We start from the raw sequence: 25,024 nt of genomic DNA, 5'->3' as shown, positions 1-25,024 counted from the left end.
CCCCCCTTGCTTAATATAACAAATTGATTTCACTCAAGATATTAAACCAGCACATCTTCTTCGGTAAGTCGCGCAACTTCCTCCTCGTTGTATCCAAGCATGTCGGTTAAAACCTGTTTTGTATGTTCCCCCAATATCGGCGCTGCGGTATTCATCTCTGTGGGTGTCTTGGAAAATACAATCGGTGCGCGATTATACAGTGTACTTCCCACCACGGGATGGTCAAGATACGCCCAGAACTCCCTTTGCCGGAGAGAATCATCTTCTATCGCAGCCCGTGCATCATTGACGACACCTGCTTTAATGGCATTGCCGGCAAGCTTTTTCTCCAGCCAGTCTCCATATTGACCCTTGGTCCAGGCTTCGACTCTTTGATTGAGTTCCTGTTCGTTTTCCTTCCGTTTCGTCATGGTTGAAAATTTTTCATCTTCAGCCCAGGCAGGAAATTCCATTACGCTTTTGAGCCTTTGCCACTCGTCTTCATTGAAAACCGCGATAGCAATCCAACTTCTATACCCAAGCGTTGTGTATACACCGTGGGGGGCGGCATTATCGTCGGCGAATCCCATGGGACCGGCTATTTCTTCATGCGATGCATAAGCCATGGCGTCGACGGGTTTCATGCTGATTGCCGATTCCAATTGTGAAATGGCGATGGTTTGCCCCTTTCCGGTTTTCTCGCGTTGAAGCAGCGCCGCCATAATGCCGAACAGCGTATGACTGGGCACCATCACATGGTCCGTGTAATTTGTACCCGTTCCGAAAGGAGGCTGGCCCGGAACCCCCGCTTGAGCGGTCAACCCGCAAAGCGCGTTTAAATTGACACCGAACCCCATATATTTGCTATGCGGCCCACTGGTACCCTGCAAACTCATCGTAACGTAGATGATGCGAGGATTTATTTTGCTGACATCTTCCCATCCCAAATTCCACTTTTCCATCTGCCCGACTCGGAAATTATTAATAATGATGTCGCTTTTTTTGATTAATCGAACCGCGACATCACGGGCTTCCGGCTTAGACATATTCAAGGCAATGCACTTTTTATTGGGATTCCGATTGGCGAAATACCCGCTTCGTTCCAATCCCTCACCGATACCATCTTTAAAAGGGCCGCCCTTTCTCAGGATATCCGGACGTTTCAGGCTTTCGATCTTTATAATTTCAGCACCACACTGGCCAAGAACATTGGTCGTAATCGGTCCTGCCCCTACCCAGGAAAAATCGCATACCACAATACCCTCAAGTGCTTTTTTTAAATTAAGCGACATGGATTATTCCCTCCTTTGCCATCGCACTGACATCTTCTTTGGTGTATCCAAGCTCTTCAAGTATTACGCCCGTATGCTGACCGCATATCGGGGCCGGATCGCCAAGGCGCCAGGTAAGGTTCCCAAATTCATATGGAGAGCCGGGGTATACGACTTCCCCGTCAAGGTTGTCATGTTTCAGGGTTTTCCAGAAATTACGGTAATTCAACTGAGGATTTTCCAAAAGATCTTTTCCGTTACTTACCGGGGTGATGGCCACGCGGTGCGCCTGGCCCTGATCATAAAGGTAAAGCTTGTCTTTTTGCAAGGTAAAGCGTTCAAAGATTCGGCAGAACAGTTCGTAACCCTCCGCTGATGATCGGTAATCGGGGTCAATCCATTTATCATCGTCAAAGATTTCCCATTCTTCAACACCTTCATCTTTCATCCATTTTACAAAAGGTTCCCACATCACCTTGTTTTTTCCCATAATCGCTACAATCGCAACAAAGCCATCCTTACAGGGATGAATCGTGGCCGTTCCGGCTTCCTTGCCTCTGCCTCGGCGAATTTTTCCTTCCAGATCCCAATACTGGATTGCATTTTCAAGCGCCATGCCCACCGATTCCATGCAGGAAACATCAACAAATTGTCCTATCCCCGTTTTTTGTGCAAATAACAGCGCAATCGAGCTGCCGACAGCGGCGTATGCCTCTGCCATCCGGTATGCTTGGTTGTCGGAAACCCTGACCGGCTTTTCATTTCCAACACCCGCTAAAAATAAAAACCCGCCCAGTGCGGAGCAGGTTAAATCACAACCCGGTTGGCCAGCCCGTGAACCGAATTGCCCAAAAGGCGTGATCGATGTCTGCACCAGCTTGGGATTCACCGCACTTAACCTCTCATAGGATAGGCCCAAATCATCAAGGAAGCCAGGAGCAAAGCTTTCAAAAAGAACATCCGCGGTTTCACATAGTTTAATAAAAATCTCTTTGCCGGTTTCGGTCTTTATATCGAAAGAAATACCTTTTTTACCTGCGTTATAGTAGAGAAACGGTAGGCTGCCATCCTTTCGGGGGACGCCTTTATAAAAGGGGCCTACATCTCTTAACGGATCTCCTCCAATCGGCTCGATATGGATGACCTCTGCACCCAAACCTGCATATAGCTTAGCCGCATACGGCCCCAACTCACCGGTAAAATCCAACACCCTGACGTTGGCCAGGGAATTGTCTGTTTCAACCATAATTTTACCTCCTTTAGATCCAAATTGTATCGCCGGCCAACGTACCACCAAAATTTATTTGGGTACGGGAGTTTCAGTCCTTCATTTTTTCAGATAGCAGAAGAAATCTGTTGATGATTTCTTTTTTTTCATCCTGAAAAAAGGCTCCTGCCGCCGCATGTATACAATACTTGCCCGGTAATAAAACCGGCGTCATCATCGGCGAAAAAAAGAATGGCATTGGCCACGTCATCCACATCGCCCAATTTTCCCGTTGGCTGTTTACTGAGCAAAAACGCTTTATTTTTTTCCGGCAATTCATCCCACAAGGGCGTATGAATCAGTCCCGGCGCAATGCAGTTTGATGTAATGCCCTTTCCGCCCAGTTCGAGCGCAAGCGTTCTTGTTAAGCCGACCATGCCAGCTTTTGCCGAAGAGTAAGGCGCTTGACCGGGCCCCCCCAACCACGCTCGTGATGCAATATTGATAATTCGGCCGTGCTTCTTTTCAACCATGTGATTATGCGCCACCTAGCTGCACAGGAAAGCCCCTTTTAAGTTGACATTGAGGGTAATATCCCAATCTTGTTCACTCAGTTTTCTTAAAGCGCCGGCCCGTTCCATTCCGGCATTGTTGACCAGGATGTCAAGACCACCAAAAGTGTCCACTGTTTCTTTGACCATGTTTTCAACGGAGGACTTGTTACAAATATCGGCAACCTTCCCGATCACATCAAACCCTGCTTTTTTAAATTCTTTTACCGTTTCATCTACCTTTTCGGAAACAATATCGTTGATGACGATTTTGGCGCCGTTTTCCGCCATCCTCATCGCAGTTTGTTTCCCCATACCGCTTGCTGATCCAGTTATCAGGGCGACCCTGTTTTTAATACCCATTTTATACCTCCAGATAATGAAAGCCATTCGCACAAACCATATGATGCCGGCCGATTAAACAGACATGGAAGAGTACAAGCTTTTTCCACCGCAGACGAACAACATCTGACCGGTTACATATTTGGCGCTCTCCGACGCAAAAAAGTTAACAGCCATAGCAACATCTTCCGGTTTGCCGACCTTTTTCACCGGGATCCGTGCAGCCATTTTCTCGGATTGCTCCTCTGAGATATCAGATCCTGCAATATCGCCCTTGATCACGCAATTTATCGTCACATTGTCTTTTGCGGATTCAAGTGCGAGGGATCTTGTCAGGCCGAAAACCGCGGCTTTTGTCGCCGAACAATTCGATTTTCCCGGCCCTCCGAGGTAATCGATACCGCTTATATTAATTACCCTTCCATATTGATTTTTTCGCATACCCGGAACGATTTCACGGCAAAAATAAAACACGGCATTCATGTTTGCGGCTAAAGACTTTTCCCAACGCTCATCTGTCACGTCGGCAATCTCCCAGCCTTGCGATTCATCCAGATTATTCACCAGAACATCGATGGCCCCAAATTTATCCGTGATTTCATCAATGGTTTTCTTAACATTTTCGGGGTCTGAAAAATTCACTGCAAACCCCATTGCCTGTTGATTTTTTCCCTTGATTTTTTCAACGATGGTGTCTACCCGCTGTTGGTCGATATCACAGACGACAACCTTCGCGCCCTCATCAGCAAATCTTAGGCTGATGGTTTCACCGATCTCGTTCGTTACACCGGAAACGACTGCGACCTTATCTTTTATACCACCCATTCTCGGTCCCTCCTTTACCTATAAAAAATTACAAAAACATATGATTAGATACAACGGCTCATCTCGGATTGGTGTGAATTTTCCCCACTGATTTTCGGCGAAAATTAAAACCACAAGTTTGGTTTTCACACGAATCCACGATGAGCCGATACATCTTACCAGGCAGCTGACAACATGTGCATCGTACAGGCAGCGTGCTCGGTTCCCGATAATCCTCCGCCGGTGACATGGGTCATGGCTATTTTCGGTATCGGATCAACCTGATAGCCATTGCATTCACCCCGGAGCTGTTTGACTTGCGATGCAATCATGGCCGCACCGGATGCTCCGATGGGATGACCGTAGGACAACATCCCTCCTCGAGGACTTACAACACATTGCCCGCCATACGTTGCCTGCCCATCACGTAAAAATTTGAGACCGTCTCCTTTCTTACACAGCCCGAGGCATTCATAGTACAGGAGTTCGGCAATCGTGAACGCATCATGCACTTCAAGGATATCCACATCTTCCGGTCCGATACCCGATTCCTCGTAAAGCTGTTCAGCGGTTGCTTCGGTAATGTCGTCGGCGGTAATATCGCGCGGACGGTTATGATAAGGACCGGACCGCACGACGGAACCGTTCACCTTAACCGGTTTTTCAATGCCCAGTTTTTTTATCATCTCTTTTGTACAAACCACTACGGCGCCCGCACCATCTGAAATTCCGCAGCATTGTTGCAGTGTTAACGGATAGGCAACCATTCTTGAATTGACGACCTCTTCCACGCTGATGTCTCCCTTGAACCAAGCATGGGGATTGTTTGCGGCATGTTTTCTGTTTTTTACAGTAATCAGCGCCAAATCTTCTATTGTTGCACCGGTTTCGTACATATACCGCCTTGCCCTTAAGGCATATTTTCCCGTCATCACGGCCCCGTGCATGGTTTCAATATCTGTCATGGCGGGGGAAAAGGCAGATCCGGATGCCCTATGCATTGAGTGGTTTTCAGTCCCTACGCCGATAGATATATCCGTAAGTCCCGTTGCTACATCCTTAATGGCGCAATACACCGACATCCCGCCGGCCGAACAGGCACTTTCCACATTGATAATCGGCATGTGTCCACACATGCCAAGACTGGTAAACACGGTCTGACCGGTGACCAGGCCATTGGTGGCATTGCCCACATAGGCGCTTTGGATAATATCCGGCTTATCGATATTTGAGCTTTTTATCGCTTGAAAAGCCGCTTGCCGTCCCAAGGCATCAAAATCGGTTTTTTGACGTTTAAAGTCAGTTTCTCCGACTCCTGCGATATAGACGTCTCTTTGAAATTTCATATACCCTCCCCAATATGACTCGCATCTATTCGTTTATTTTTTTAAATTTATAACTTTTCAAAGGAAGGCCGTCATTGTTCATGCGGATTATTCCTTCAACCACTTCAACTTTATCACCACAGTTAATGGTTTCGACATCAGCCTCAAATTGGGCAAAGATCCTTAAATCCTCCGGCAAATCAACGTATCCGAAAACATAGGGGGTCTCCATACCGGCCTGGCCGATATAAATATCCGTTGCGCTGTAAACGGTTCCCTCTCTGCTAAGCGCAACCATTTCGAATTCCTCACCCCAGCAATTGGGGCAAGGGCTTATTTTGGGAAAGTCGATCTGGTTACATTTCTTGCAGCGATAGCCCTTTAAAAATGGAGCTGAGCCGTCCTCAGGAACCTCAAACAAATCAGGATGGAAAAAGACAATATCCGGCTCTTTTTCCTTTTTTTTTCCTTTTTTCTTAGTTTCTGCCATCTCTTTCTCCTTTCAATCCGTTTTAATGAATAAATTAAATTTGACTTTGATAAATATATTAACTGAGTGCTATTCAAATATAATTCAAATATCTTGTCAACTATTTTTTTACACCGATAGACGATATAGTTGAACGTTAACCACCGCTGCCATTAGAAAAGCCTGACAAACCTTGAAATCGTGGGCTATCGTCAGCGTTTATAAAAAAAACCAACTACGTAGCCAACAATCAAAGAGGCCGGCTGTGAAAAAGATTAATATTCAGGAAACGTTTATGACTGACCACTTCTCGGCCAGGGCCGTAGCGCATGTTCGATGCGTCACGGGTGAAGCCAAGCAATCAGCGTGATGACCCGCTGAAACGCTCGTATTCAGCTGAAATCTTGGCGGATTCGAAAACAGCCCGAGATCAAGGCTTACGGATCCTGAGGAATGAGGCATGCTGAGCGTACGCCGAAGTGACAAAGGATTCGCGCAGGCGCCGATATCGGGCTTTTTTCGAATCCGCCACAATGGTGACTTTTTACGCGTTCATCAATCTTTCTTTGGGAAATTCATGAATTCCACGGATCGATCAGCACGGCGCGGCAGAGCAGGTCACACGCCTGACTGAATTCTTCCATGACCGTCAGCGGGCTGGCACCGCCGATAATGAACCAGCGGATGGCCATGTGGGTGAACGCGCCCACAAAAAGGTTGCGGTAGATGCGGTTGTTCAGGTTCGGCTTGAACAGCCGCTTCCTTTTGCCCTGCTCGAGGATGTCGTAAAGCGGGTCCAGGTAGTGCATGAAATTGGGATAGGCGTCGGTGGTGTAAAAGTTTTTATTCAATTTGATATCGTTGAGATAGACCAACAGAAAGCGCCGGTCAGAAACAAAGATACAGAAGTGGCTCCACATCATCTGGCGCAGCTGGACCAAGGCGTTGCTCGATCGGTGGGCTTCTTCCATCTGCCTCCGATAGGCGGCGAATTGCTCCCTGGGAATGGAGAACAGAAGGTCCTGCTTGTTTTTGAAATGCTCATAGATCGTCCCCTCGGCCACGCCAGCGCGGTTGGCGATCTCCACGGTGGTGGATTTGTTGAATCCCTTTTCGGCAAAAATATCCTTGGCGGCCTCGCGGACGAGATCGGCCTTGTTGGCCTTTTCGTTGGGTTGAACGCCGTCGGCGGGCCGCGCTTCGATCATGGTCAGAATCAACTCCATGATGGCGTCGAAATCGGGCAGCGTCTCGGATATTTCATGGGCGGAAAGACAGGCCAGGGACTCCTCATCCAGAAATCCGAAGATCATGTCCCGGATCAGGATGAGATTCAAATCATTGCGAAAATAACCATCATTCACCCCCAGGCGAAGAATATCCACCAGCACCCGGGTGTATTTCTGTAACGCTTTGCGGCTTTCGTGCTTGTGGAACGTCTTGTTGGAACGGCATTCGAATAGCAGGTTCTTGTAGATGCGCGCGTTGCCGGTATTGTAGTCGTTCATGTAAAGGTGGAACCAGACCATCTTGCCGAGCTTGGAGACCGGTCCCATGATTCCCTCAAAGTGAAAGGAGAGCTCTTTGAGCGCTAATTCCATCTGTTTGGCGAGCGCCCAGTACAGCAGGTCTTCCTTGTTCTTGAAATAGTGGTAAATGATCGAGTCGACCACGCCGGCTTGTTGAGCGATTTCGGTGATGGTTGCATCACGCAGTCCTTTTTCGGAGAAGATTTCCTGCGCCGCCGCCAAAATCGCCTCCTTTTTGTTGTTTTTCCCCACAATCACTCCTTTTGTACCAAAAAAATTATTGGCATCTATTTTATTACTTACGCTGAAGGTTTGGCAAGTTCAATTCAGCATGAAAATGACGGTGCCAGACCGGAACGGATAAGCGGACCGGGCAGACGTTCCGGATGACTTTTTATTTAGAATAGAATGATACTCTAAAAAAAAGCAATATAATGTAACACTGATGGCTTTTAAAAAAGTTATTTTCATCCAATAAAAGCCGGGGTAAGCTGCTTTTTGCGATTTCATCAAAATCACCAAAACCTGTTTTACAAAGAACGAGATCTAAGTTAATATGCGATTATTTAATCGGAAATTACTCAGTCCATGATTGAACGGATGCATATGACACCCATTATCAGTGATCCCGACTGGCATCAACGCGCCCAGGACGTCCTGGCTGCCCTACGCAAGCGAAAAATGCCGTTAACCGACGATTTTGCCGAGGACATAACAGCGTTGATCAACCGCGCGCATCGCGTCAAAAATGTTCGGGAATTGCATGAACGAATTCTGGGACGGTTAGATCGGCTTTGTGACAGGGCCCAGAGCGTGTTGCTGCCCAAAATGGTTGTCAGTGTTACCGGTGCGAGCGGCGGGATTGGCAAAGAGACCATACTGCAGGTAGCCAAGTCACGTATCGTAAAGAAAGTGATAGGACTGGTGCGGACCAACAGTCATGGGCCAGCGACCGGGAATGTCATGGATCTGACCGATCGGATGTACCTCGAAGGCCCCGACGGTTGCCGGTCCGACATCGAGATTCGCACATACAATGATTTTGCCGCTGCGTCGTCTGATGAGGAGCCGGTGGATGTATTCATTCATACCATCGGCCAGGGCCGCAAGCCAGCGCCCATCAACCCGGACACATTGGAACCTATCGGTAAGCCGCCCACCCGGGAAGAACTTCTGTCCCGCAACCAAGCGGTGCTGAAGCAGGTGGTGGCCTGCACCCATGGTGCAAGCCCCAAAGCCTTGAATATCTTTGTTACCAATCCCATCGGACTCCGTTTGATGCAAGTGGTTCTGGACGCAGGGGTGAACGCAAACAAGATTTTAGGGTTCGGTGGAGAACTGGATTCGGCCCGCTTCCGCCATTTTATCTGGCAAGCCCTTGAGGCGGAAGGCCATGGCGTCCTCGATGTTTGTGCCCAGGTGATCGGTGAACACAACAACAACATGATTCCGCTGCAAGGCAGCGAAGTGACATTTGTCAATGGTGTGACTCTATCCATCGAACGGTGCGTGGCAGAAGGACTGCTGTCGGCCGAGAAAGTCCGGCAGATAATGGATCGTACCATTCAGCGGGGGATAGAGATTGTCGAATCCCAAGGAAGTTCCGCCATACGCTCACCTGCCAGGGGATTGGTCGTGATGTTTGAAAAACTGCTGTGCGGCAAAGTGGTCAACGGCCTCAGCTATCGACCCGATCGCAACGGCCAGCTCAGTTTTGTCGGCGGTCCGGTACGCTTGCAGAACGGACTGACCCTGGTGCCGGAACCCCTGGAGCATCCCTTCACGCTGACAAGGTCTGAAAAAAAAGAGTGGGTGAAAGCCATGCAAGCCAATTGCATCGGTTCCGATCAGCACCATCCCGTTCTGGATTCTTGACGAATTTTTCCATGCATCTCGTATAGTTTCTTTATCACTTCAGCAGCACGGGCCTTGATGAAGCCAAATTAAAAGAGAAACCCTTTTTTATCGCTATGTGGGGGGGAAGCCGGAATCCTATAAAATTCCGTCACCCCACTCCAACCCTGCCACGATCGAATTCAAATCAATGGCCGTGCAATGCTTTTACCTGAATGCGCTATCAGCGCCCATCATGACAAAAGTGAAATTCGACATCGCTTTGACAAGGGTTGCGGGCACCCTGTGACGCTTAGGCGATTGGCCGAAAAGAATGTCCCATCAATCGTATGGCTGTTGCGATGTGACCGAAACGACGATCAAAGTTATTTTTGAGCATTATTCAGGCTTTATTTGATATATCCCAAATTCTTTTCGGCGAAACGGCATAAAACTATATATTCTTTATTATCAGGTTGTTGAGGCGATTTATTGGCGATATTCAATATCTTTTTCCCATATATTATCAGAACTTAATTAATTTGGAATCGAATGGTTGGTAAGCGGATGCGTTCACTTCACACCTTGCTGGTGATGCGCTCTACGAATGATTGGTTACGAATGATGGGTTACTGAAATCTTGACTCAATTTGATTTTAACAATCTGTATTTGTTTCTGATTACATCCTTTCTGCATGGTTTTTGTCAGTCAAAACAAAATATAATTCAAAATTTTGAAGTGGTTTATAAAAAAGATGGTTGACAAGAAAATATTTGCCAAGTAGAATCGTACTCATAATTCGTGTGAAACTATAGTAACAGTTAGTTTTTTAATTTGACTTCGGAAGGTTAACCAGGTCCCTGCTTTTGAGCAATTTGTTCACTTGTGCGTTTGTGAGACTGCATTGCTGCTATAACCGCCTTGAGCGGTTCACTCGTCGAGCTTCCCGCTTTGCTGGCGGTCATGACTATCAAGGATGTTGCATATGAAAATACCGCTTATCACAGAAATTCAACAATTCTGCCTTCAAGACGGTCCTGGAATCCGATCCACGATTTTTATCAAGGGCTGTCCCTTGCACTGTCCATGGTGCCACAATCCTGAGACGCAGCACACAGAAAAAGAATTTTATTATCATTCCGACAAGTGTGTTCATTGTGGAAAATGCGTTGAAGTCTGTCCCAGCGGAGCTTCAACAATGGAGACAAGTGCTGACGGCAAACCAGTTCTTAACATTGACCGCAGCAAGTGCGCTGGTTGCGTGAATATGAGTTGCATTGAAGCATGTCCAACCGGAGCAAGGGAAGCCGTCGGTCAGCAATTAGAGTTTGATGCTATTATCAAGGAAGTGATATCCGACAGGCCATTTTATAAAAACAGCGGTGGTGGCGTTACTATCAGCGGGGGAGACCCCCTGCTATTCCCCAAATTTACGTTGGAAGTAGCGAAGAAATTAAAGGAAGAACAAATCCATGTGGGCATTGAGACCAGTTGTTTTGCAAAATGGGAAAAAATTCAACCGCTCTTGCCCTATGTCGATATGTTTCTGGTAGATATAAAATCTCTCGACCCGATAAAACACAAAGAGACCGTGGGATGGCCCTTGGAACCAATTTTAAGCAACATTCAAAAACTTCTCGAATCGGGAGCGAATGTCCGAATACACCTTCCTATCATTCCGGGCTTTAATGACACGAATAAAGATTTCGAAGCCTATGTAGAGTTTTTGCGGCAATTTGTTGAATATAATATCCACGGCGTCGATGCCCTGCCTTATCATGTTTATGGCGAGTCCAAATATCGATTCCTCGGCAGGCATGATGAATATCAATTTAAAAACGTGAAGAATATGCCGGCCGGCAACCTTAAACCGCTAGTCCAAGCGCTAAAAGCAGCCGGCATAAAAAAGATTACCATTGGCGGCATGGTGGGGATGGGAGGTGATAAGCAAAAAAAATGAGACTACCTGCCAATGTTATTAACTATCTTTATCCTTAACAACATCACTGAATTGTTCGAGAACAACATATGGCGTCTAAGTCGGACAATGAACCACAAGATATTATGCCTATTTTTCTATGTCACGTTGTAAGGCCCTATGACAATTGACTCTTGCTCAACTATTAATTGAAAGGAGTAAAAAATGACCACTTATGGAGAACACAAAAACTTTTTTGCGATTCCTGAAGATGCCGATGATTTTGAACCAGGAAAAGGTGATTTCGTTGTACAGGTTAGAGACGAAAAAGGGACATACTGGTTATCGAAGCCCGTTTTCGCCGACCAGGAGATCACTGCCGAAGACTTGCAACTTTCCAAATAATTTAAAACCCACAAGGAGGGACCATAATGGTAACAACTGCGGAAGCGATTGATTATAAAGGAAAGAAGGTGGAGTTTCCCTTGGAATATGCTGCAGAAAATGAGATTCCAGATGAGGAACTGCACGAGCACCTGGCCAAGCCGTCCACGGAAAGGACCAAAAGACTGAAAGCCCGATGCAGGTGGAAACATGCTTCGGCGGGGGAGTTTGTGGAAAAGGGGGTTTGCGCCGGAATCGAGCGAATGCGGCTGCTGACCGAAGCGCATAAAGCAAGCGAAGGAAAGCCGGAAGTGATGCGCAGGGCGCTGGGGCTGGCCAACATTCTGAACAAATGCACGGTTGTTTTACAGGATGACGAGTTTATCATCGGATACCATGCCGAAGATCCGAACATGTTTCCTCTCTATCCCGAACTTGCCTATATGGCTGTCGCCGATTACCTGATCACCGATTACGCGCCTCAGCCAGTGGAGGAAGCCAGAGAGATAATGGATTACTGGGTGCCGTACAGCATGCAGAGCAAATGCGAGCATTACTTTGATCCAGAGGATCTTCAACGGATGTACCAGGTCAGTACCATGGAAGCCCCGGGGTTTGCCACCGGTTATAACAGTATCGTACCGCCTTATGAAACGGTCCTCGAAGACGGCCTGCTCAAACGGATCGAGTTGGCGGAAGCAAACATCCAAATGGCCAAGGACAAAATGGCTGAAATGCCGTGGGACGCGACAAAAGGCCTTGCGTGGTTAGATAAGATCGATAACTGGGAAGCGATGATTCTCGTGGACAAGGCGGTTATCGCATGGGCCAGACGCCATGCCAGGCTATGCAAAATCGTTGCTGAAAACTTCGAAACCGATCCCAAACGTAAAGAGGAACTGCTGGAGATTGCCGATATCAATCAACGGGTTCCGGCCGAACCGTGCAAAGGGCTTAAAGACGCTTTCCAGGCAAAATGGTATACTTATCTACTTTGCCATGCCATTGACCGTTATGCAAGCGGTATGGCCCACAAAGAGGATACCCTTTTGTGGCCCTATTACCAAAATAGTGTGATCGATAAGTCCTTCCAGCCCATGACCCATGCGGATGTAGTTGAGATGGTCGAGATGGAGCGGCTCAAGGTCTCCGAACACGGGGCCGGCAAATCCCGTGCTTACCGGGAAATTTTTCCGGGATCCAATGACCTTTTTATTATCTCCCTCGGCGGTACGCTTCCGGATGGGTCCGATGCCTGCAACGATATGACCGATGCGATCTTGGAGGCAACGAGAAACATCCGGACCACGGAACCGTCTCTTATGTTCCGGTATTCAAAAAAGGGACGCTCAAAGACCAAGGAACTGGTATTTGGTTGTATTCGGGACGGCCTGGGATATCCTTCCATCAAGCATGACGAGATAGGCGTCCAACAGATGAAGGAGTACGGCAAATTCAGCACCGAGGGAAAGGGTGCGACTGACGAGGAGGCCCACAACTGGGTAAATGTCCTTTGTATGTCTCCCGGAATTCATGGAAGAAGAAAAACCCAAAAGACCCGTTCTGAAGGCGGCGGTTCCATTTTCCCGGCAAAGATCATGGAGGTTACGCTGAATGACGGCTACGACTGGTCATACGCCGATATGCAGCTGGGCCCGAAGACCGGCAACGCGGAGGATTTCAATACCTTCGAGAAACTCTGGGAAGCGTTCAAAGTACAGTACCAGTACGCAGCCAGTCTGGTCATCAGGTGCAAAGACACCTTGCGTTATTTTGAAGGAAAATTTCTCCAGATGCCGTTCGTTTCCAGTATTGACGACGGCTGCATGGAACTCGGCCGAGACGCATGCGAGCTTTCCGAACAACCCAACGGCTGGCACAATCCGATTACCACCATTGTAGCCGCGAATTCATTGGTTGCCATTAAAAAGCTTATTTATGATGAGAAAAAGTACACCATGAAGCAGCTCATGGATGCGCTGAAGGCCAATTGGGACGGTTTTGAAGAAATGCGGAAGGATTTTAAAAACGCTCCCAAGTGGGGAAATGATGATGAGTATGCCGATGCAATCATTAAGGATTTCTATGAAGACATCATCGGCGGTGAAATGAGAAAGATCACCAATTATTCCGGCGGCCCCGTATTACCCGTAGGACAGGCGGTCGGGCTTTATATGGAGATCGGTTCACGAACCGGCCCCACCCCGGACGGACGGTACGGGGGCGAGGCCGCCGATGACGGAGGGATCTCACCCTATATGGGTACGGACACCAAGGGACCCACCGCCGTCTTGCGATCGGTCTCCAGGGTGCAAAAAAATCAGAAGGCAAATCTTTTGAACCAACGTCTGTCTTTGCCTATTATGAGAAGTCAACATGGCTTTAACGTATGGCATGCGTATATGGATACCTGGCATGACCTGAATATCGATCACGTGCAGTTCAACGTGGTCAGTACCGCCGAAATGAAGGCGGCCCAGAAAGAACCTGAAAAACATCAGGATCTGATCGTCCGGGTGGCGGGCTTCAGCGCCAGGTTCGTCGACATACCAACCTATGGGCAGAATACGATTATCGCCAGAAACGAGCAGGAATTCGGCGCGGAGGATTACGAATTTATCGACGCCGATCTGTAAAAACACAGTCCAAAACCTATACCTGTCTCCGGTATTCGGCCGTCCATGGCCGCATACCGGAGGTAAACCATAGACCTCTTAAAATCATTTTACAAATGGAGGCACATCATGAGTGTTGTTGAAAGTCAGCTACATATTGAAATGGGCACCAAGAAGCCCTGTCGAAACTGCAAATGGGAAATCGCGGACCCTACAAATCCGAATCAAGGCCAGTGTACCGTTAACAGGACTAAAGCGGGTTCCGTCTGGAAAAGATGGGTCAGGGATGTACACAATATGACGTGTACGCATTATGAAGAGGGGGAATTAAGCTTCAGAGATCATGTTTAATTTTTGCCCTCTCGTTAAAAAATCTTATACTGGGTCTTGATTTTTACCCAAGTTAAACAATTGTCGATCTTGCCGCCGATCCAAGGAAACGTTCGTTCCGCTATGGCCGCCTACACGGGATGGACATTGATATCGGAGATGTGGTGAGATCGGCAATCTTGGAGGGTTTCTCATTTTTGAGCCGATGTATTGGGCAAGGCTTCCGCTCTCCTGTATTTTTAGACAGCACCAAAATGGGAAACGCTGAATTCAGGTTTTGATTCATGTGCCGAATCGATTGAATTCATATAACAGACTATCTCTCCTCCCCAACTTTGTCAACCATCACAAGCATACCAAGGATGATCCAGTACTTTGAAAAGTTTTTCGATATCCTGAAAACGACATTGAGTATTCGACGTTTATTCAAGTGGTTTATTATTATTTGTGCATAAGAGGAAAGATGAGGAAAAAGATGAAAAGATTAGAAATTGGATTTTTCATTATTATTGTATTGTGTTTCTTTTCCAGAATCCAAAATGCCGATGCGTTCATAGATTTTACTCGGCCAATAGGATATAACGCGGACTCAATGGCGCGGGGAGGCACCTCAATTGCCAACGGAGAAGATCCCAGCAATATGAATTTTAATCCTGCCGTAATTTCAGAAACCAAGGGAAACAGTTTAGACTTAAATCTTATCTTTATTTTTCCCGACTTCGATTACACCTATAACGGGACGGATAGTCAAAGATATACGTCAACAGATAAAGACTGGCTCCTTTTGGCTCCCGGAATGAGTTTTTCCCACAAATCCGATAGATTTGCTTACGGCTTTACAATTGCCGCTGTTGATGCGGTCGCAACAGACTATTCGGTGTGGTCAAAAAATTTCGGGTCAGTAAACGCTTCGTCTGAACTTCTTCACCTGAGGTTGGGGCCAGCATTTACTTACGATATAACCCCTGATCTTTCAGTCGGAGTTCGTCTGGGCATTGATTACGCCTCTTTGGACATGCGTTTTCCTATGGGAGCGGCGTATGTTGATATGGGGCAAGCGGATGGCTGGGGCTTTTCTGGCGCAGTTGGTTTGTTTTACAAGCCATTTGATAACTTAAGCGTGGGTTTGTACTACGAAAGCCCCACATTTCTTTCGGATTTAGAAACAAAACATGCCGATGGATATATTAAGATGGGAGATACTGATATCCGGCAGCAGGATGTCAAAGTGAAGGATCTTCAGTTTCCGCAAAATGCCGGTCTGGGAATAAGTTATATGCCTATCCCTTCTTTGAGACTGTCGTGCGATGTTAAATATATCAACTGGGACAGCCATTGGGATGAAATGGAACTTGAATTCAGTGCAATGTCGATGAAAGTTCCCGTCAATGTGGATGACCAGTTAACTTTCGGGGTCGGTGTCGAATACTTTATTTCCGAAATGTATAAGGTGTCCCTGGGTTATCATTTCAACGATAATCCAATGGATGATAATTTTTTAAACCCCTATGTTCCTACCGAGATCGATCACACCGTAACGCTTGGTTTTTCCGTAAAACCGGTTGAATACCTGAAAATTGGATTTGCCTATATGTATGGATTTGTGGGGAGCAGCGAATCCGACGCTATTCATGGTTACGACGCTTCTCTTGAAGAGCAGTTTGGATATCCGTCCGGGGCGCTAAACAGTGAATTAAGCGACGCCACATTAGATAACGACATTCAGTCTGTAATGCTATCGGTCGTGATAAACTGGTAGTGGCTGAAGCTGTTTAAAAAAGATGATGGGCATCCACTTTTGCATGAGTCCTAAGAAAAATAAGATCAAAGGAGAATTAATGAAAAACAGGTTATTGCTTGGACCAATTTATCGGTTTGTTCCCATTGTGCTGGGAGTTTTATTTTTCTTTGCCGGGCCGATTCAATCCGAAGCCACCCAAAAAATTAAACTGAGCCTGTCAAGCAACTTGTCTCCCGGAAGTTGCTTGGAACTGGCTGCCGATAAATTCAAAGACGTTGTGGAAAAAAAGAGCAATGGCAACATCACTGTTATTCGTTACCCGTCAGGTGAGCTATACGACTCGAAAAGCGAAATTGAGGCTATCGTAAACGGCAGCGTTGACATGGCACTTTTACATGTTGCTTATGTCGGGGCAAGATCTCCGGAACTTGAATTTATCAGTTCATTTGGAGCGCAGGGATGCTGGGACGATTATGAACATTTTTATCGGTTTTTAGATATGCCTGAAGTGCGCAAAATTGCGGATAACATGTTTGCAACCAAATTAAAGGCAAAACTCCTGACGCCCATTTCCTATGGGACTTCGGTTGTCGGCACCAATAAAAAGGCAATTCACACAGTGGCCGACTACAAGAATTTGAAAATGAGAGCAAGTGGAACCGCACAAGCGGCCATGTACAAGGCGCTTGGCGCCATCCCCGTTGAATTGAGCATAAAAGAGGTTTTTATGGCGCTTCAGAGAGGGACTATCGATGGCGCCTGTACAGGTCCCGGACGGTTTTATTTCTCAAAATGGTATGAGGCCACACCCTATATTATTCAGGATTATGCCAGCCCCTTTCTTCAGTTCTGGCATGCAATGACCATGAATAAATGGAAAAAACTGACATCCGAAAATCAAAAGATTCTGGAAGATGCTGCGCAGGAAATTGCTCTATGGGCTCGGGAATATATTGCCAAAGAAACAGAACTGACATATCAGAAGTTTAAAGGCGGGCTTGTAAAAGAGATGAACTTTTTATCTGATGATGAAAGGGTCAAGTTAAGAAAACTTGCTTACCCGGCAATGCATGAATTGATAATCAAACGATGCGGTAAAGAAATGGGTGAAAAATTATGGGGTTATATGATTCAGGCCAGAAATAAGTGAAAGGACTAATTTTATAACCCCCAAGAGATTTAATCGCTTCGTCCGAGGAAATAAAACGCATGCAAACACCCGACTCAGGGCTTCACCCTAACCGTGCTAATATTATCGATTTTCTTTCACTTACTTTTGGAACCGTCGCCGGTGCTGCCATGTTTTTCGTTAGTATTTTTGCGAACTACGAAGTCATAACGCGAAGAATCTTTGGTAAACCGACAACGTGGGTGTTCGAAGTTTCACTTTTTACCCTGATGTGGTTCGTTTTGCTGGCTGCATCCTATGCCTCAAAAGAAAGAAGACAAATCGTTGCTGATGTTTTCATTTCTAGGTTGCCTAAATCTTCCAGTTTATCTCTTGGAATCGCAACCAATATCGTTGTTTTGACATTTACAGCAATCGTCGGATACTATGGATCTCACACGTGCTTGGATGCCTATCAGAATGATATAAAAAGTATCGGTCTGTTACAATACTCCAAGTGGATTTTAGATTTTGTTTTTCCGCTTACCATGAGTATGCTGTTTTTGCAGGTGCTTCGAAATACTTTGCTGGATATTAAATCGCTGACATCCCTGAAAAAGGAATCTGGAGTTTATGAAACATTCCCATTAGTACTGATTTGCGGTTTTATGACTGCTATCGTATTCGGCGTATACTTTATATATGCCTTGCCTTTTTTGGGAATCATCATACTGATTCTTTGTTTTTTAATTGGTGGCGTCCCCGTCGGCATCGCCTTGGGTATGACCGGGATAATAGGTATGTTTGCTAATTTCGGAGAATTTCAAAGTTTGACGATGGTGCCTGTTATTATTGAAAAAACCCTGTATAATTTTGTTCTTCTGGCGATCCCCCTGTTTATTATGGGCGGTGTAATTATGGCCAAGTGCGGTATTGGAGAGCGAATTTACGATATGGTTAGTAAGTGGAGCGGTCAGCTCCCCGGCGGACTTTCAATGGCTACTATTGTTGCCTGTGCTTTGGTTTCAGCAATGATCGGTGTTAGTACGGCTGTAGCCGGTGCGATTGGCTTAATCGCCATTCCTCAACTACTCGCCAACAGATACACCAAGGAAATCTCCTATGGAAGTGTCGCTGGTGGCGCGCTTGGCGTTCTTATTCCTCCCAGTGCCGGCCTGATTGTTTATGGCTTTTTAACAAATACGTCAGTTGCCTCGTTATTTGCTGCCGCATTCATTCCAGCTGCCATATTGGTCGGTTTTTTTGTCACGTATGTTTTTTTTGCAAGCCTTCTTACCGGAAAATACCAGAGGGTTTCTTTTACCTGGGAGCAAAAAATAACCGCGACCAAGGACGCTTTTCTTGGACTTTTGGCGCCCGGAATTGTTTTAGGCGGTATTTATACAGGAATCTTTACGCCTACAGAGGCTGCTGCTGTTTTTGTCGTATATTGCCTTATTACGGCAATTATCTATAAACAAATCGACTGGGAAACGTTTATCAACATTCTAAAAGAAAGTGCGATATTGGGATCTTCACTCATGATGATTATGATCGGCGCCATGTTGCTTAGCAATCTAGTCGCTCATTTGAGAATCCCAAGATTACTTACAGAATGGATTGTTACATCGGGATTTTCCCATGGGGTAGTGATTTTTTGTCTGCTTGCAATGTATATCGTTATGGGGATGTTTCTGGACGGCCTTGCCATGACAGTGCTTACCATTCCAGTGATCTATCCGTTGATGCCTATTCTGGGACTTGATGTTATTGTATTCGGAGTCGTTTTAATGGTATTTATCGAAATGGCTCTTATCACACCGCCGGTCGGCTTGAACCTTTTTATAATTCAGGCAATTGCAAGAGATAATCTCTGGACCATCGCAAAAGGTAATTTACCTTTTGCCATCATGATGTTAATTGTAGCAATGATTTTGCTTTTTTATCCCGGCATTTCTCTCTGGCTTCCTGAAATGCTTTCTATAAGATAATGCTATAGACAGGAGGATGATCGCATGGTTGATAAAAGCATTCTTAGGCCTGTTCGGTTTTTCGAAGATTTGTCTGATGAAATGCTTGAAAGCATCGCTGGCATTGCTGAACTAAGAATGTACGACAGTGATGTGTACCTGAATAAAAGAAAAAGGTCGGCAGACTACTTTTATGTTATTTTAGAGGGCGAGGTGGGTTTACAACTAGAAACCCTTTCTGGAAAAATCGTCCGTTTGGAAACAATTGGGGCCGGTGGTGCCATAGGTTTTTCATCCTTGGTTGAATCTAAAAAACATGAATATCTCAGTGATGCAAAAACACTGATGCCGACAAAAGCAATTCGCTTTCGGAACGATGAACTTCAACTTCTCTTTTATCAGAATTTTCAGATGGGGTATTTAATTATGAAAAAAATTGCCTATATTGCCAGACGCAGGCTGGTCTACAGAACCTATCCGATACCTAAGGTATAGCCAATTAAATTCGGCAGCATTTTACGAGCTCTGCCCAGAGGTTACTGGTTAAGTAAAATGAAGAGAAAAAGAATTAGCGCTGAGCGTCTTCTCGAGAGAATCGCCTCTCTGGCAATTTCCGGCGATGAATCAGCGGTGGGAACCATCTTGCATGAAGTGTTAAGTCTTTTGATGGTGGGGATAGATGCGGATATAGGCCAGATAAATTTGTTACCCAAAAGCGGACCCGTGGAAAAGCTTTTCATTATCAAAGATAAAAAGCCATGGTTGCGGGACGGGATGGGTCTGCATCCGTTCGATCCCCAGGGGGGCTTTACAGGGAGGGTCATTCAATCCGGTAAATCTATTCTTGTCGAGGATATTTGGTCAAAAACTTTTCAGGGCGAGCCTAACCCTTTTTTACAGATTCGTCAGGAAATGAATGATGAATATGTACAAGAGATAAAAAAACCTACGGCGAGTATTATCATTGTACCAATTAAAAGGGGTGGGAGTACTTTCTGCACCATCGAGTTAAGCCGCTACCGGGGTAGAGAGCCGTATAATCAATCTGAAAAAGAACTGGTTGATGATTTCGCTCAAAAATATGGTCCCCTGTTTATGAATTATATTATAGACATCAAAAACAGAGTTGCCATTAATACAGCTCATCGGAAGCTAGCAAGTCTATCCCGATTCATTGCTACAGATACGATCGTTAATTTCAGAGACGCAATAGGTGCCTATCAAAAGCTTTCCTCTGCTGATATTGGTTATGGTTTCTTTAAAACAGGAGGGCTAAGTACGTCAAACGTTCGTCTGGTTGCATGGTTCGGTGACGAAGTGATGGAAGTATTCCTTCAAGATTTTGTTGCCTCCTCTGACAGTGTTTTAAGTGATGGTAGCGACATCACATATCCGGTGGAGGGAAAAGCAGATGATCGCCGCTTAATTCGATTTCGAAATAGAATTTCAACCTATCCCGGACTGAAACAAAAGGAGCGGGATTTCATTATTAAATGCAATGACCATATCAAATCTTACGTAATTTATCCACTGCACATGCTCAGCCAGGATTTGGGAGCTGTCGTTCTAGGTTCCAGAAGGCCGAAATTTGAGCCTTTTCTTAAAATGCAACCCTTTCTGTCGTTGTATAATTCCCTGTTTAAATCTTTTCTGCTAAATGAAAGGGTGGCTAGGCACCTTTCAATTATCAGCCATCAGATACATAATCCTGGATTTTATTGTTTAGCGTCGTTAAAGGGCACTCTGGTTAAAAAGTTTCCTGAGGTATATTGTGATCCTGAGGTATCTAAAGCACTTGTAGGCTTGGAAGTATTGCTGTCCAGTCTTCATGAACAGGGACTGATACTAAAAAGAAGGCAAAAAAATATTCAATTATTAAAATGGTTGAGTGCCTACATCAGCCAGCTCAGGGCTAGCAATCCGCATCTGATCATTAACCTTTGTATTGAGGACAACAATCTGATAAATAAAAAAGTTACCGGGACCTATGAGCAGCTTGAAGATATCTTTGAGAACCTTTTTACCAATAGTACGCGATCGATAATTGCCCGACAACAACAAGAGGACACTGTAATCGGGAAAATTGATATCAATGTAGAATTAAAAGGCAAAACGATTATTATCACGTTTCAAGATAATGGGTTGCCATATAAAACCGTTTCCGGCAGAGGCTGGCCACAGGTTTTAAGCATCATGGAAGCTCTAGGGGGGAAAATTTATAAAGAAGAAAATCCGTACTTAGTTAAATTGGTATTCAATATCATCAATACAAACGGGAGGGAATGAAATGGAAATAAAAATATTGTTTTTTGATGATATTTTCAGTGATCTTTTCAGAGGGAAGCATGCGGAAGAAGAGCTGGCCTGGGACGATAACTGGATAGACGCTATTTCTAAATCCCTCGATGCGTCAACGCAAGGGATTGGAGTTAGTTTTGAACTGATTAAAAGTGGCGAAATCGATGCGTGGGAAGCATTAATTAAAAAGGAGTCTCCGGACATCGTTTTGATTGATCTTTTTTGGGTAGAACAGGCACAACAAAAATATAATGATCGCAATCGTGCAATAGACATCAGTTTGGATGTCATGCAACAGATTCGTAAGGCGTTTCCGGATTTACCGGTTGTTTGTTATACGATCAAGCCCAATTATGAATTGATGGAAAGAGCGTATAAATCAGGCGCTACCTTTTTCTTGGAAAAGGTGGCGCTGGCAATTCCAGAGGTTCATAGCTCATTGAAGTATATTTTTATTCACTTGATACGGCAGGTGCAAAAAGAATTTCTTGTAATGGAGCCTGATTTTTGAGCTTAGCAGCTAAACTCCTTTTTCGTAATAGCGATCGCTTAATTATAACTTTATGAAATTTGCCGACCCTTTTAAAAAGATTGATTGGATAGCGGAAAGAGTTAAAAAATCACAATATTTGGTCTCCGAACACGTTATGCGGTTTCTGACTGAGGGTAAGATCCATATTACTGAAATCGAAGATGCCATTTTATTCGGCAAAATACTGGAAATCCATAAACATCCAAGTAGAGGAGGCAGCTATCTGATTCTTGGCTTTTCAGGAAAGAAACCTGTGCATGTGATTTGCGCCGAGACTCAAAACAGCCTGATAGTCATTCTCTTCGCCTATATCCCTTCACTGCCTATCTGGAAAAATTCCTATCAACGAAGTCAGCCTGGAGACAAGAGTATGGGCGATAAACGCCAAGTATGTTTTTTCTGTAATGGAGAAATTAAGCAAATTACCGTGGGAAATTTTGATTACCGGCTCGAAGGACAACTCTATGTAATCAAAAATGTTCCCGCCGGATTATGTATGCAATGTGGTGAAAAATATATTTCAGCTTCATCTGCCAGAAAAATAAATGACAGAATCGAAACAAGCAGATACTCAGGAACCGAAAAAGTCTTTGTACTGGAGTATAAGTAAAGAATTTCAAAGGAATCAGTTTGGTCACGATTCCCTTTACTCGAAAAATTCGGACAACCGGTAAAGTGGCGTTCGCCCGGATGTGTGTCGAGGACCATGGCGAATATCACCATGCCTGGACTCACTTCCATTTTCTGATTTCAGCCTTTTTTATTTTTCCCCATACTGTTCTGGGTAATGCATCCACAATTTTAATGATGGTGGGTAGTTTATATTTTGCAACTTTACCATTTAGAAAGCTATGAATATCTTCTAAAATAAGGCTCTCCCCTGGTCTACACTCGATATAGGCTTTGCCAGTCTCACCCCATTTATCACTCGGCACGCCAATGATAGCAACAGCTTCAATTTTTGGGTGATATGACAATATCGCCTCCACTTCTGCTGGGTATACGTTTTCTCCACCAGTTCTGTACATATCCTTTGCACGATCTACCACATAAACGAATCCGTCCTCATCTAAGTATCCTAAATCACCAGTATAAAGCTTATCATTAATAATCGTTCCGGATGTTTCCCGTGGCATATGCCAATATTCTTTCATAACACTAGGCCCGGTTGCGACGACTTCACCGATTTGTCCAGGAGGCAGTTTTTCTCCATTATTGTCTTCGATCCACAACTCAGTAAAAAAATTGGGTAACCCCATGGAACCGGGCTTTTTGTCTGAAGCCCATTGCGGCATCAGAACCATTGCTGAATTTTCAGTTTGTCCGAACCCCATTAAAAGTGAAACCCCCTTGCTTTTCAACGTATCAAGGAGTTCCAAGTTGGTTCTCTCTCCACCTCCAAAAAACATCCGGACGCTGCTGATATCAAGTGTATCGAGCAGTCCGGTTTCAAGGACGAAACGAAACATCGTAGTCAGGCCAAATACAATAGTTGCCCTGTATTTTTCAATATCTCTAACAAACGTGGCCGCATCGAAATGCTGGCGCATCAGCAAAGCGGCTCCGCGGCATAGGGCAGGGGTCGCAACTGCGCAGAGTCCAGCGGAATGGCATAGCGGCGCCTGAGATTGGAAAATATCATCTTGACGCATGTCTGTATAGTTAATGATTTGAAAGCATTTAAAATAGGTTTGGCCATGGGTAATTACCGCTCCTTTGGGATTACCTGTAACGCCGGATGTATAAAGGATTAAAAGCGGATCATCCAAATCAATTAGAGTATCAATTTCAGGTTCTTTTGGTTCTTTTCCTGAAATTGCCTGATGATAATCTAATGCCCAAGAAGGGCAAAACGGTGCATCTTCCGAATCCGTTGAAAGGCAAATGAAACTGCCCTCCTCAATGGATACAAGGTGACGGATAGGTTCGATTTGGGGAGCAAAAATATCATGAAAGATCAACAAACGGCACTGGCACCAGTTCAGTTGGTACTCAAGTTCACGAGAGACCAGTCGAAAATTTAAAGGCACAAAGATCACTCCTAACTTGGCAGCAGCCATATAACAGGCCAAAAATTCCGGACAATTGAGCAGATCCACCGCAATACGGTCACCTTTTATTAAACCTTTTTCCTCAAAAATTCCGGCGATTCGGTTTGCTTCAAGATTCAATTCCTTGTAACTCATTGGATGATCTTCAAAAATTACAGCTATTTTATCTGGAGTTAAAAGAGCTCTTTTACTGAGGATTTTCCCCACGCTCCATTTCATATGTTTCAATTCTCCAAGTCGTTAGGCGATTTCTGTCAAAGAATATACCCGCCTGCTTTTCATCCGTCTTCTGCGTTGGGCGTTTCCACACATAGCCCCACTATGCGTAAAAAAGCCCGCCTTGAATACGAATGAAAATCATGCGCATTCTGGTATATTCTTTTCCGCCAATCGCCTTAGTTGTCGATTTCCAATATTCAGGCTTTTTGATAGAAAGAATATTATATCATATTCTATGGTTAGCGATCAACTTTGATTTCGCTCTCTGAAAAACAAGTTTAGATTATTTACTACAGGTCGATTCTTCCTTTTTGATCGACAGTTTTATGACCGGCGAGTTGGCCAACCATTGGATAATAGCCGGCTCGGGTTAGGGCTTGGGCATAGGCCAGTTGGTTAAGCCGCAGATCGATACGAAAACAGTCCTGATCCATATCAGGCTTGTTGAAACAATTGTTGACATCGGAACGTTAGTGGAGTTGAATATAACTCAATAATTAATTAAATTAAAGTTAAATTATATCGTCCTATCTAAGGCTTTTGGGTA

19 protein-coding genes and 1 pseudogene are annotated in these 25,024 nt (G+C 45.2%); 12 read left to right on the top strand and 8 right to left on the bottom strand.

What is annotated here, in order from left to right; translation table 11 throughout:
• Positions 1–41 precede the first annotated feature (41 nt).
• The 7 genes and pseudogenes from GN112_RS00175 to GN112_RS00145 all read right to left on the bottom strand — a co-directional run bounded on the left by GN112_RS00175 (position 42) and on the right by GN112_RS00145 (position 7,729).
• Positions 42–1,271: a CaiB/BaiF CoA transferase family protein gene (locus GN112_RS00175; protein ID WP_155308363.1), complete on the bottom strand. Its 1,230-nt coding sequence runs from the start codon at positions 1,269–1,271 to the stop codon at positions 42–44.
• On the bottom strand, positions 1,261–2,496 hold the full coding sequence (locus GN112_RS00170; RefSeq protein ID WP_155308362.1) for a CaiB/BaiF CoA transferase family protein: 1,236 nt from the start codon (positions 2,494–2,496) through the stop codon (positions 1,261–1,263). The genes GN112_RS00175 and GN112_RS00170 overlap by 11 nt, the downstream gene beginning before the upstream one ends.
• 128 nt (positions 2,497–2,624) lie before the next feature.
• A pseudogene (locus GN112_RS00165) lies at positions 2,625–3,371 on the bottom strand (SDR family NAD(P)-dependent oxidoreductase).
• Between the two features lie 54 nt (positions 3,372–3,425).
• Complete coding sequence (locus GN112_RS00160; RefSeq protein ID WP_155308361.1) at positions 3,426–4,175, bottom strand: SDR family NAD(P)-dependent oxidoreductase; 750 nt, start codon at positions 4,173–4,175, stop codon at positions 3,426–3,428.
• Positions 4,176–4,330: 155 nt separating this feature from the next.
• Positions 4,331–5,500, bottom strand: a complete 1,170-nt coding sequence (locus GN112_RS00155) for a benzoylsuccinyl-CoA thiolase subunit BbsB (RefSeq protein WP_155308360.1) — start codon at positions 5,498–5,500, stop codon at positions 4,331–4,333.
• 25 nt (positions 5,501–5,525) lie between these two features.
• Entirely contained in the window at positions 5,526–5,969 is a 444-nt protein-coding gene (locus GN112_RS00150) for a benzoylsuccinyl-CoA thiolase subunit BbsA (RefSeq protein ID WP_155308359.1), read from the bottom strand.
• A 554-nt stretch (positions 5,970–6,523) separates the two neighbouring features.
• Complete coding sequence (locus GN112_RS00145; protein WP_231716895.1) at positions 6,524–7,729, bottom strand: TetR/AcrR family transcriptional regulator; 1,206 nt, start codon at positions 7,727–7,729, stop codon at positions 6,524–6,526.
• Between the two features lie 354 nt (positions 7,730–8,083).
• Between GN112_RS00145 and GN112_RS00140 the strand changes: the two genes are divergently transcribed.
• The 12 genes from GN112_RS00140 to GN112_RS00090 all read left to right on the top strand — a co-directional run bounded on the left by GN112_RS00140 (position 8,084) and on the right by GN112_RS00090 (position 22,817).
• The gene (locus tag GN112_RS00140) at positions 8,084–9,352 is read left to right on the top strand and encodes a lactate/malate family dehydrogenase (RefSeq protein WP_162458708.1); all 1,269 of its coding nucleotides are present in this window, start codon (positions 8,084–8,086) and stop codon (positions 9,350–9,352) included.
• Between the two features lie 944 nt (positions 9,353–10,296).
• Positions 10,297–11,271, top strand: a complete 975-nt coding sequence (locus GN112_RS00135; RefSeq protein ID WP_155308357.1) for a glycyl-radical enzyme activating protein — start codon at positions 10,297–10,299, stop codon at positions 11,269–11,271.
• 183 nt (positions 11,272–11,454) lie between these two features.
• Positions 11,455–11,634 (top strand): benzylsuccinate synthase gamma subunit family protein, encoded by a 180-nt coding sequence (locus GN112_RS00130; protein ID WP_155308356.1) that lies wholly within the window; start codon positions 11,455–11,457, stop codon positions 11,632–11,634.
• A gap of 26 nt (positions 11,635–11,660) precedes the next feature.
• Positions 11,661–14,249: a glycyl radical protein gene (locus GN112_RS00125; protein ID WP_155308355.1), complete on the top strand. Its 2,589-nt coding sequence runs from the start codon at positions 11,661–11,663 to the stop codon at positions 14,247–14,249.
• 108 nt (positions 14,250–14,357) lie between these two features.
• Positions 14,358–14,579, top strand: coding sequence for a benzylsuccinate synthase beta subunit family protein (locus GN112_RS33505; protein WP_162458707.1), 222 nt, complete (start codon positions 14,358–14,360; stop codon positions 14,577–14,579).
• Positions 14,580–15,033: 454 nt separating this feature from the next.
• A complete protein-coding gene (locus GN112_RS00120) occupies positions 15,034–16,317 on the top strand; it encodes an OmpP1/FadL family transporter (RefSeq protein ID WP_162458706.1) in 1,284 nt (427 codons plus the stop codon).
• A gap of 79 nt (positions 16,318–16,396) precedes the next feature.
• A complete protein-coding gene (locus tag GN112_RS00115) occupies positions 16,397–17,449 on the top strand; it encodes a TRAP transporter substrate-binding protein (RefSeq protein ID WP_162458705.1) in 1,053 nt (350 codons plus the stop codon).
• A 59-nt stretch (positions 17,450–17,508) separates the two neighbouring features.
• Positions 17,509–19,398, top strand: coding sequence for a TRAP transporter large permease (locus GN112_RS00110; RefSeq protein WP_155308352.1), 1,890 nt, complete (start codon positions 17,509–17,511; stop codon positions 19,396–19,398).
• A gap of 24 nt (positions 19,399–19,422) precedes the next feature.
• The gene (locus GN112_RS00105) at positions 19,423–19,872 is read left to right on the top strand and encodes a Crp/Fnr family transcriptional regulator (protein ID WP_155308351.1); all 450 of its coding nucleotides are present in this window, start codon (positions 19,423–19,425) and stop codon (positions 19,870–19,872) included.
• A gap of 57 nt (positions 19,873–19,929) precedes the next feature.
• Positions 19,930–21,663, top strand: a complete 1,734-nt coding sequence (locus tag GN112_RS00100) for a sensor histidine kinase (RefSeq protein ID WP_155308350.1) — start codon at positions 19,930–19,932, stop codon at positions 21,661–21,663.
• Between the two features lies 1 nt (position 21,664).
• Positions 21,665–22,186, top strand: coding sequence for a response regulator (locus GN112_RS00095; protein WP_155308349.1), 522 nt, complete (start codon positions 21,665–21,667; stop codon positions 22,184–22,186).
• Positions 22,187–22,238: 52 nt separating this feature from the next.
• Complete coding sequence (locus tag GN112_RS00090) at positions 22,239–22,817, top strand: DUF4258 domain-containing protein (protein ID WP_155308348.1); 579 nt, start codon at positions 22,239–22,241, stop codon at positions 22,815–22,817.
• Between the two features lie 121 nt (positions 22,818–22,938).
• Here the strand turns inward: GN112_RS00090 and GN112_RS00085 are convergent, their stop codons facing one another.
• A complete protein-coding gene (locus GN112_RS00085) occupies positions 22,939–24,477 on the bottom strand; it encodes a class I adenylate-forming enzyme family protein (protein ID WP_155308347.1) in 1,539 nt (512 codons plus the stop codon).
• Between the last annotated feature and the right edge of the window lie 547 nt (positions 24,478–25,024).

The organism is Desulfosarcina ovata subsp. ovata, assembly GCF_009689005.1.
GTDB lineage: Bacteria > Desulfobacterota > Desulfobacteria > Desulfobacterales > Desulfosarcinaceae > Desulfosarcina > Desulfosarcina ovata.
Note: the sequence above shows the minus strand (reverse complement) of the source record. Positions and strands in the feature narration are given on the sequence as shown.

Excerpts from the sequence above, each read along its gene's own strand:
- GN112_RS00175 (WP_155308363.1), bottom strand. The coding sequence starts at position 1,271 with ATGTCGCTTAATTTAAAAAAAGCACTTGAGGGTATTGTGGTATGCGAT.
- GN112_RS00170 (WP_155308362.1), bottom strand. The coding sequence starts at position 2,496 with ATGGTTGAAACAGACAATTCCCTGGCCAACGTCAGGGTGTTGGATTTT.
- GN112_RS00160 (WP_155308361.1), bottom strand. The coding sequence starts at position 4,175 with ATGGGTGGTATAAAAGATAAGGTCGCAGTCGTTTCCGGTGTAACGAAC.
- GN112_RS00155 (WP_155308360.1), bottom strand. The coding sequence starts at position 5,500 with ATGAAATTTCAAAGAGACGTCTATATCGCAGGAGTCGGAGAAACTGAC.
- GN112_RS00150 (WP_155308359.1), bottom strand. The coding sequence starts at position 5,969 with ATGGCAGAAACTAAGAAAAAAGGAAAAAAAAAGGAAAAAGAGCCGGAT.
- GN112_RS00140 (WP_162458708.1), top strand. The coding sequence starts at position 8,084 with ATGACACCCATTATCAGTGATCCCGACTGGCATCAACGCGCCCAGGAC.
- GN112_RS00135 (WP_155308357.1), top strand. The coding sequence starts at position 10,297 with ATGAAAATACCGCTTATCACAGAAATTCAACAATTCTGCCTTCAAGAC.
- GN112_RS00130 (WP_155308356.1), top strand. The coding sequence starts at position 11,455 with ATGACCACTTATGGAGAACACAAAAACTTTTTTGCGATTCCTGAAGAT.
- GN112_RS00125 (WP_155308355.1), top strand. The coding sequence starts at position 11,661 with ATGGTAACAACTGCGGAAGCGATTGATTATAAAGGAAAGAAGGTGGAG.
- GN112_RS33505 (WP_162458707.1), top strand. The coding sequence starts at position 14,358 with ATGAGTGTTGTTGAAAGTCAGCTACATATTGAAATGGGCACCAAGAAG.
- GN112_RS00120 (WP_162458706.1), top strand. The coding sequence starts at position 15,034 with ATGAAAAGATTAGAAATTGGATTTTTCATTATTATTGTATTGTGTTTC.
- GN112_RS00115 (WP_162458705.1), top strand. The coding sequence starts at position 16,397 with ATGAAAAACAGGTTATTGCTTGGACCAATTTATCGGTTTGTTCCCATT.
- GN112_RS00110 (WP_155308352.1), top strand. The coding sequence starts at position 17,509 with ATGCAAACACCCGACTCAGGGCTTCACCCTAACCGTGCTAATATTATC.
- GN112_RS00105 (WP_155308351.1), top strand. The coding sequence starts at position 19,423 with ATGGTTGATAAAAGCATTCTTAGGCCTGTTCGGTTTTTCGAAGATTTG.
- GN112_RS00100 (WP_155308350.1), top strand. The coding sequence starts at position 19,930 with ATGAAGAGAAAAAGAATTAGCGCTGAGCGTCTTCTCGAGAGAATCGCC.
- GN112_RS00095 (WP_155308349.1), top strand. The coding sequence starts at position 21,665 with ATGGAAATAAAAATATTGTTTTTTGATGATATTTTCAGTGATCTTTTC.
- GN112_RS00090 (WP_155308348.1), top strand. The coding sequence starts at position 22,239 with ATGAAATTTGCCGACCCTTTTAAAAAGATTGATTGGATAGCGGAAAGA.
- GN112_RS00085 (WP_155308347.1), bottom strand. The coding sequence starts at position 24,477 with ATGAAATGGAGCGTGGGGAAAATCCTCAGTAAAAGAGCTCTTTTAACT.